The following is a 7,763-nucleotide window of genomic DNA, read 5'->3' as shown; positions in this document are numbered from 1 at the left end:
CAGCTTCTGCAACACCTCAGCCAGCGACTTTCCTGCCGCCAACATCGCTTGCCCCTCCTGCAACAGCTTCACAATCTGCTCAGGCTTACGTCGTCGTCGCTTCGTCATCAAAGTCTCCTCGAACCAACATCGGTCGGTTGACTCTCATAACATCTGGATCAGAAAATGGGGAGCACGCCACTCCCATCGGCGGATGCGACGACGATTTCGTTCGAATTTGCCGTGAAGGCGATAGACTCGCCATCGGGTGACCAGACCGGTTCGATTCCGGTTCTTATGCTGTATTGATTGCCGGAAACAAAATCTATTACGACAACCGGCAATGGAATTGGATTGAAATTCGGATCCCACCCGTCAATGGACCTCGTTTAGACGATTTGAGTTCCGTCTGGAGAAACGTCAAAATTGGGATGAGTATCGAACGGATAGCTATGGTAGTCGTCATCCATTGGGAGAATCATCAATTCGCCGTCTGAACTGGGGAAGCCTTGACTCCAGTCAATGAATTGCATGAAGAAATACTCTTTGTCACTAAGCTCAGAGTTCACTCCGATAATCTCTCCGATGCCTGCGATGAAGGAGTCATCTTTCGCCCATTGGATATCTCGAATGTAGACGCTCTCGTCATCGGTGAGCAGGTATACAGTTCCGGATGACGAAAAGACAACAATTTGAAAGTAATTGCGATCCACTGTTTGCTGGTAAACAGTCTCGGCGAAAAATCGCTCACTTGAGTGCAAACGATAACTGGCAACCAACCCGGCAGCAGGCAATTCCTGACTGCCATCTGCCAGCATCTCCCGAGGCTGGCCAGCTGAGGAAAAGTAGATCACACCAGGAGGAACCGGACCGCCACTCCCGCCGCCGCCTCCTCCATCATTTCCGTTCCCATTTCCTTTGGGCCATGCAGCGGCTTCATTTGTGTAAAAAGTTGCGATGATCGCAGTCGCTGCGATGCACGTGAACAGTTTTAAGAATGAGCGAGTCATGATTTCTCTCCATGCAATGGCAGCGATTTGGTACAATCAAGGCTCTCAGCGCGCAAAACGAGCGCGATGAGAACGGTTGCGGTCGGTGAGGGATGCTGCCAGGCTGAGTCTCACCGACCGTATTTTCTTAGTGAATCGTTACTTGTCGAATCTGATCAGTTTTCTTCCGTTGGTTAGTCACCTCTGGTTGAATGACTTTGGTTCACACTTGCCGAAGAAATCGCCGTACAAACATTCAGTGATTATCGGGAAGAGGAAGGAGTTACCTCGGCAGGTGTTTGATGAGGCCGCAACTGAATTGAATGAACATCCATCGGATGCCAGACACCCACATCAACTCCTCGACTCTCAGCAGGCATACCAAAACGATTCCATTCTGCGTCACCAGGCGGTCCAGGCACGGTAAACACGGGATAACCATTAACTTCAAGCGAACACAGATTTCGACGTACTTTTACTACGAAGGCAGTAGGTTGCTCAAATTGAAGGACTCTTGCCTGAATGTGTGTAGTTGAGTCAAAGAAAGCCGAGGAGTCATAGCCTGCAAAACCACTTCCTCGACCTTCACCTAGAACGAGGACGATGTTTGTTGTTCCTTCAGAATGCTTCCAGGGAAACGCAAAGCGGAATGCACCACTGGGGGAACTCTCAGGTGAACGAACCGCTGAAATCGATAAGTCAAATTCATCCGGCCATGTGATTGGAAACGAAACAACTCCGTGACGTTTCGGGGATTGCTGAGGCGAAAGCCGGAAACCATTGGATAGTTTCTCGATTTCACCGCGATGCACTTCTGCGTTGGTATAGGAAATCACATCGAACATTTTGCCGTTTGCGTCAGCGATCTGATCTGGCCGAGCGTTTAGTGCTTCGAGAAGATCTGTCTGAACGTCTTCTATTTGTGCAGTCAGTTCCTCGATTGACTCCTGAGACACGACACACCCGCGAATATCGAGGAATTCCAGGTTCTCAATAGAAAGTAGAACGTCAAGAGCCTGATCGACATCGACGAATGAATGCCTCAAATCAAGATGCCGAAGGGACTTCAGTCCATTGAGATGTTTGAGTCCCAATCCTTGGACCTGCGTCATCGCCAGGGACAGGACTTCCAGACTTTTCAATCCAGCGAGATACCTAAGCCCTTCATCGGTAATACATGTTTTCGTAAGATCGAGATATCGCAGATTTGTAGCGGAACTTAAATGAACCAATTCACTGTCTGAAGCAAATGACTCCTCAAAGATGGCGTAGGCTAATTCTTTGAGATCTTCAATGTCACTAAGCTCAGATTCGTTGATTGTAGTCACCCCAGAATGCTCGATTCCGCGGATGTCTAATGAATCATGGCGGTTGAGAATTTCCTTGAGGATTTGCCAATGCTTTGGATTCGTCGGCCAAGAACTACTGTAAATCGTTATTTTTTGTGCGATTTCCGCTGCGGAAAGTGCATTCGTGCCAACACCTGAGTCCACAGCGAGCGTCGATGTCGCATCGTCAACAGCGAATTCAGCCATCCTTTTGTCAATCTCATTCAACTTCCAAATGGAGATTCCTCCGTCGGACATCAATACAGCGAGGGAACTGCCTGTTGGTGAAAATCCGATATAATAGATTTGAGCTTTCTCACTGGGTAACGTGTAGAGCGGTCGGCCAGTCTGTAGATTGAAGATGGTAATCTGGTTGATATCGGAAAAAAGAGCGACCAGTTTTCCATCCGGTGAGACGGTCATCTTGCCCTCGGTACGGTACCCCGTTAACTCCGATCGAAATTGATCGAGCGACCAGGCATTCGAGATCTGTTGAGAAGGCCACTCCATGATGGCCAAAATATTTTCGTGGCTAAGAAATGGAAACCGCGTTCCTTCAGCAACAAAACGATACCTGGGATAACCAGTCCGCGCTGTTGTAATGAACTCCGCCTCTGATTCCTCCAATTGAAATCGATAAAGCCCGACGGCTCCACCATCCATCGATTTCCAGATTTGACACAGGAGCTCTTTACCTGAGGGATGAACCGCAAGGCCGCTGACTCGATTTTTCAATTTCAAGCTTGATGCTTCTTCTAGGAGAATTGAACCTTCCTGGTCCTGAATGTCCCAAACTTTGATTCCACCACTGCCACCAGCAAAAAGACGTTTTGAATCTGCACTGAACTCCATACACCATGTGAAAATTCCGGCTCGTTGCTCGGCAATCAATTCACAGTTCTTGTCGTAGAGACGCAACACGGTCCCTCCAACAGCAATTAGCTCACCATCTTTTGAGACTGCGACCGTTTTGCGACTGCTCTTTGGAATCGGAATCTCAAAAAAATGTCGACCTGTTTTGGGGTCTGACTTTCTCAGCATTCCATCATCTGCAATCGCAACGAGAAACTCTCCATCTGGTCCCCAATCAAAGCCACTAATTCCCCTTAGGAATCCAGTGATCTGAGTTCTTTCCGGGCTTTGAAAAAGAGACCATGCTTCGTATTCTGTTTGCCTTGATTGCCCATCTGTTGAATTCACAGCTCGCACAATACAGATGCTGTTGCCATCCGGAAGAAAGAAGGCTTCTTTCACTCCAACTTGCTTAATTGAAGCAATCCGTCGACCATGCTTGATTGACCAGACTTCGACACCCTTTGTGTTGCTCACGCTCAACAGGATGGGCAAGTTATGGTGAAAAGTTAGATAGTGATAATTGTCTCCGCCGATCCTCAGGAGAGCCTGCATGTCCGTGATAGACCAGACCACAAATCCCTCCCCGCATTGGGCTGCCAGATAGTTGGATTGAGGGCTGAAAATAAGTCGTTTCACGTCCGTCACATTTGTTGGAACGGTGGCAACATGTTCATCGTTGGCGAAGAGGCTGACAACAAATTCATCTTCCGCAGTTGTTGATGTGATTGTTTTTCCGGCTGCAAACAGATTTCCTGTCGTTGACCCTGCAAATATTCCCGGAACAGGATTCGAGTGGCGATGCGATTCTGGGAGAAGATGGCGCATGCTGTCCGGAAAGTCGGGAACTGGAGGTGATCTTCGAGGTTCGATTTTGACAGGCGGAATAGAAATCGGATCGCCAAGAGATTGGAGTACCTCTTCACGGATTTGGTTTCTTAAAACCGGTGAAGTTCCCGTTTCGAGAGCCTTTAGAAGCAGGTCGTCGACATTCTCGCGGTACCCCAATTGGGCCGATTTTCGAATGGCTGTTGCTTCACTGACAAGTGCAGCGGCCAATTGAGCATTGACGAGTTCATTCCTGACCTTCAGTTCTTCAAAAGAATCTTCGGCGCTTCGGGTTTGTTGTTCTTTTTCAACAAGAAAATCGGCACGATCGTCGGCAAGTTGTTTTTGCTGCATGGCAAATATGATGGTTCCAATTGCCGAAACGATGAAACAGATGCTCGCAATTGCCACAGTAGCAACTCTCCCACGATTCCTTGCAACATACCGGTTCGCCAGATACCAGAAAGAAGGTGGACGGGCCACCACAGGCTCACTGTTGAGATGACGATGCAAATCATCCGCAAAAGCGCTGGCTGACTCGTATCGACGTTCACGATCTTTCGCGAGTGATTTCATGATGACCCAGTCGAGATCACCCTTCAATGTCTGCGCCAACCGATTGGTATCGATCTGACGCTGGTCAGCAACAGTCACCAGCAGATCATCTTGCAATGTACTCAGACGGGAGCTTGGCTTGATCGGATCCTGTTCACGAATCATTCGGCGGATTTCATCAAAGGCAGCCTTCTTGAACTCGTCGCGATCGAAAGGCGTCGTCCCAGTCAGTAATTCGTAGAGCAGGACACCCAGAGAATAAACATCGGAGCGAGTGTCGACATCTAGCTCAGAGAGTTCCGCCTGCTCAGGGGACATGTACAACGGCGTTCCGATCATTTGACCGAATGCTGTATAGACCGTCCGTGCCGTCAGTTTTTGCGAGAGGGCCTTAGCAACTCCGAAATCGATCACTTTCGGAACTGGTTTTCCATCTCGCAATGTGACAAGGATGTTGGTTGGTTTGATGTCACGATGAATGATTCCCTTTTGATGTGCGTGCTGAATCGCCCGACACACATCTAGGAACAAACTCAGTCGCTTTCTGGTTGTCAACTTTTGGGAATTGCAGAATTCCGTGATGGGGATTCCCTTCACGAGTTCCATCACGAAGTAAGGATGACCGGCATCTGTTGTCCCAGCATCGAGGACGCGGGCGACATTTGGATGATCCATCAATGCCAAGGCTTGTCGTTCGGCTTCAAACCGTGCAATCACATCCTTGGAGTCCATCCCTGGCTTGATAATCTTCAGTGCCACTTTCCGCTGAATTGGCTCGGCCTGTTCAGCGACGTAGACGACTCCGAAACCTCCTTCGCCGATCTGCTCACGGATCTTATAGGGACCGATCGTGGTGCCGACGAATGACGTATCTTCGGCGTGAACCAGCGTGTTGACGCGATCGCCGTCAAGGAATCGACCGATGGCAGCGTTTGAACTAAAGAGTGCATCTAACTCAGCTCGGAGTGAGTCGTCAAATTGCGACAGATATTTCTCTCGCTCTTCAGGAGACAATTCGATCGCCTGGCCGAAAATTTCTTCGATGCTGTGTTGCATGCCGTCTGGCATAGTTGGCTCCGTGTCTTGGCTCTAAGAGTCAATGCTCCGTTTGCGCAGAATTTGCGCCAATTATTTTCGAATTCTCTGAAAATTGCATCGTAATGGCGGTTTTAATGCGAAACGGAATCCGGCACAGTGAGATGCTTGTGCAGCCATGATCGAGCAAACGCCCATTTGCGGTCAGCTGTGCGGCGCGGGATTCCCAATGCGGCCGCTGACTCGGCGAGCGAGAGTCCGCCAAAGAATCTCATTTTCACAAGTTGAGCACTGTCTGGAAATCGTTGCTCGAATTCACTCAACATTTCATTGAGAGCCAGAAGTTCCTCGTCTGGGGTGTCGGTCGCAACTTCAATTGAGTCCACATCGATGCACTTTTCACCCTGATTACGTTTTAAACGCATATTGTCTCGCGCCCGATCAATGAGAACCCGTCGCATTGCCTCGGCTGCTGCAGCGAAAAAATGCCCCCGCGATTCCCAGCCCTGCACCTGATCAATATCCACCAGCCGCAAATACGCCTCATGGACCAGTGCCGTCGCCTGCAACGTATGATCCGGTCGCTCCTGAATCATATTCGCCGCCGCCAGCTTGCGCAACTCGTCATAGACGACAGGCAGCAGTTCAGAAGCCGCCTGCCGGTCGCCCGATTCGATCTTCGAAAGTATTTGCGTGACATTGAGCATGCAATCAGCATACGAGACCCATAAACCCCACGCCAGCGAAACCCCAATTCACCCAACCCCAAGCGCCATCAACCTGAGTTTGCCATCTCCCACAAACGTTCCACGCAATCACAAAAAGCTGAAACCAACAAATACGCAAGTGACGTCGGACGATGTCACCGAATGCAATCTGAGTCAGATCAAATCTGCCGAGGATGGACAACCCGATGCTGCTAAGACCGAACGCTAATCTGCTTCGGTCAATTCGACCGAAGCAGGAAACGTCGAACATGAAAGTGCACCCGGCCACATCGATCGAAGTGAGCAATGGTTGCCAGTCCACAAAGACCTCGAAGAGCAGTTTTGAGAACGTCTAGCGCAAGAAGCTCGCTCCAGATTTCAAATCCAAGACCTCGGTCACCGGTTCCTCAGCTCCGCCATGACCGCCTTCTCCAGCTCCGTCAGATCCCATTCGGCAAGAACGGCGTAGAATTCACCCGAAATCTTTTTCAGTAAGTATGGATCACCGGGCGGAGTCATGGTTTGAGGAAAATCTGCCATTCCTTCATTGTCCAGAGGATGTCCCAGTTATCCTTTCTCGGGTCGCACATCGGCCGGGACCATGGGCATTATCGCATAGGCCCGCCCCCAGTGACGCGGACCATTCGGACTTGGTGATCTGCAAGCGTAGTTTCAGAGAGATCTATGGTGGCCAATCATTCGTTCTCTTTTTCCCATCATGGTGATGCACGTTGTCAGTCGTTGGATGAGAGTTCTGACCACATCTTTCGTTGTTTCGTCCAAGACACTTCCGCGGCGACCGGCCGTAGCATCCTCTCATGAACCGGATCGCGGCCGCTGATGACTCGAGGGAGGAACAGCAACTGTTCCTGAATGTCCGGAGCGAGATGCAGCAGGTTCATGATCTGTGTCATGCGGGGCTGAGTGACGTGAGCGAGGCGGGCGAGTTCTGACTGATCGGAAATAATCCCGTCGTTGATCAGACTGTCGAATTTGATCGCCAGCGCCATCAGTCGCGATACCCGTGGAATTCTTCCGCTGGGAACGGCTGCCTGCTCCCGTTCGCTACGACGCCGTCGTCCTCGAGTTCCAACATCGATTTGGACCGTTCGTTTGACCTGCATCATTCTCGTTCCTCGGTTGTGTTCGTTGCCAGGGCCTGAATCGCCTCTGTGTGAAACTCGATCTCGACGCTGCTATCTGTCGAATCGAACTCAACCCGTTTCACCGCGAGAGCGAGGGATCGAGCCTGTTCTTGAGGGCTGAGTGTGTCCCAGAGCCCTGCAAAATCTGCGAACGCGGCTTCCACGTCCGCTGACGTCAGTTGTTGCTGATCGGCCTCTAAAATCCGTTGGTCGAGTTCAGAAATCTGTCGAGCGGTCTTGGCGATCCGATCGTGCAGGTCAGCGATGAGTGAGGTGTTGTCGGTATTGGCTTCAGGAGCAACTGTCAATCGATTGAGTTCTGTGTGGTACCAGGCACATTGCTGC

General features: G+C 50.3%; 6 protein-coding genes. All 6 read right to left on the bottom strand.

Features of this window, described 5'->3' with window-relative positions; all coding sequences use genetic code 11:
* Window positions 1-368 precede the first annotated feature (368 nt).
* The gene (locus KOR42_RS25255) at window positions 369-989 is read right to left on the bottom strand and encodes a hypothetical protein (protein WP_146512582.1); all 621 of its coding nucleotides are present in this window, start codon (window positions 987-989) and stop codon (window positions 369-371) included.
* 242 nt (window positions 990-1,231) lie between these two features.
* Window positions 1,232-5,599 carry a serine/threonine-protein kinase gene (locus KOR42_RS25250; RefSeq protein WP_197441582.1) on the bottom strand — a complete coding sequence of 1,456 codons (4,368 nt, stop codon included), beginning with the start codon at window positions 5,597-5,599 and terminating at the stop codon, window positions 1,232-1,234.
* A gap of 101 nt (window positions 5,600-5,700) precedes the next feature.
* On the bottom strand, window positions 5,701-6,273 hold the full coding sequence (locus KOR42_RS25245) for a sigma-70 family RNA polymerase sigma factor (RefSeq protein ID WP_146512581.1): 573 nt from the start codon (window positions 6,271-6,273) through the stop codon (window positions 5,701-5,703).
* A gap of 396 nt (window positions 6,274-6,669) precedes the next feature.
* Window positions 6,670-6,813, bottom strand: a complete 144-nt coding sequence (locus KOR42_RS27175; protein WP_197441581.1) for a hypothetical protein — start codon at window positions 6,811-6,813, stop codon at window positions 6,670-6,672.
* A gap of 194 nt (window positions 6,814-7,007) precedes the next feature.
* A complete protein-coding gene (locus KOR42_RS25240; RefSeq protein WP_146512580.1) occupies window positions 7,008-7,400 on the bottom strand; it encodes a hypothetical protein in 393 nt (130 codons plus the stop codon).
* The coding region (locus tag KOR42_RS27170; RefSeq protein WP_197441580.1) for a hypothetical protein at window positions 7,397-7,763 on the bottom strand (367 nt) is incomplete at its 5' end. The genes KOR42_RS27170 and KOR42_RS25240, both read right to left, overlap by 4 nt.

Source organism: Thalassoglobus neptunius (assembly GCF_007859735.1).
In the GTDB taxonomy this organism is placed as follows: Bacteria; Planctomycetota; Planctomycetia; order Planctomycetales; family Planctomycetaceae; genus Thalassoglobus; species Thalassoglobus neptunius.
This window is presented reverse-complemented; position numbering and strand designations above follow the sequence as displayed.

Excerpts from the sequence above, each read along its gene's own strand:
- KOR42_RS25255 (WP_146512582.1), bottom strand. The coding sequence starts at position 989 with ATGACTCGCTCATTCTTAAAACTGTTCACGTGCATCGCAGCGACTGCG.
- KOR42_RS25245 (WP_146512581.1), bottom strand. The coding sequence starts at position 6,273 with ATGCTCAATGTCACGCAAATACTTTCGAAGATCGAATCGGGCGACCGG.
- KOR42_RS25240 (WP_146512580.1), bottom strand. The coding sequence starts at position 7,400 with ATGATGCAGGTCAAACGAACGGTCCAAATCGATGTTGGAACTCGAGGA.
- KOR42_RS25250 (WP_197441582.1), bottom strand. The coding sequence starts at position 5,599 with ATGCCAGACGGCATGCAACACAGCATCGAAGAAATTTTCGGCCAGGCG.
- KOR42_RS27175 (WP_197441581.1), bottom strand. The coding sequence starts at position 6,813 with ATGGCAGATTTTCCTCAAACCATGACTCCGCCCGGTGATCCATACTTA.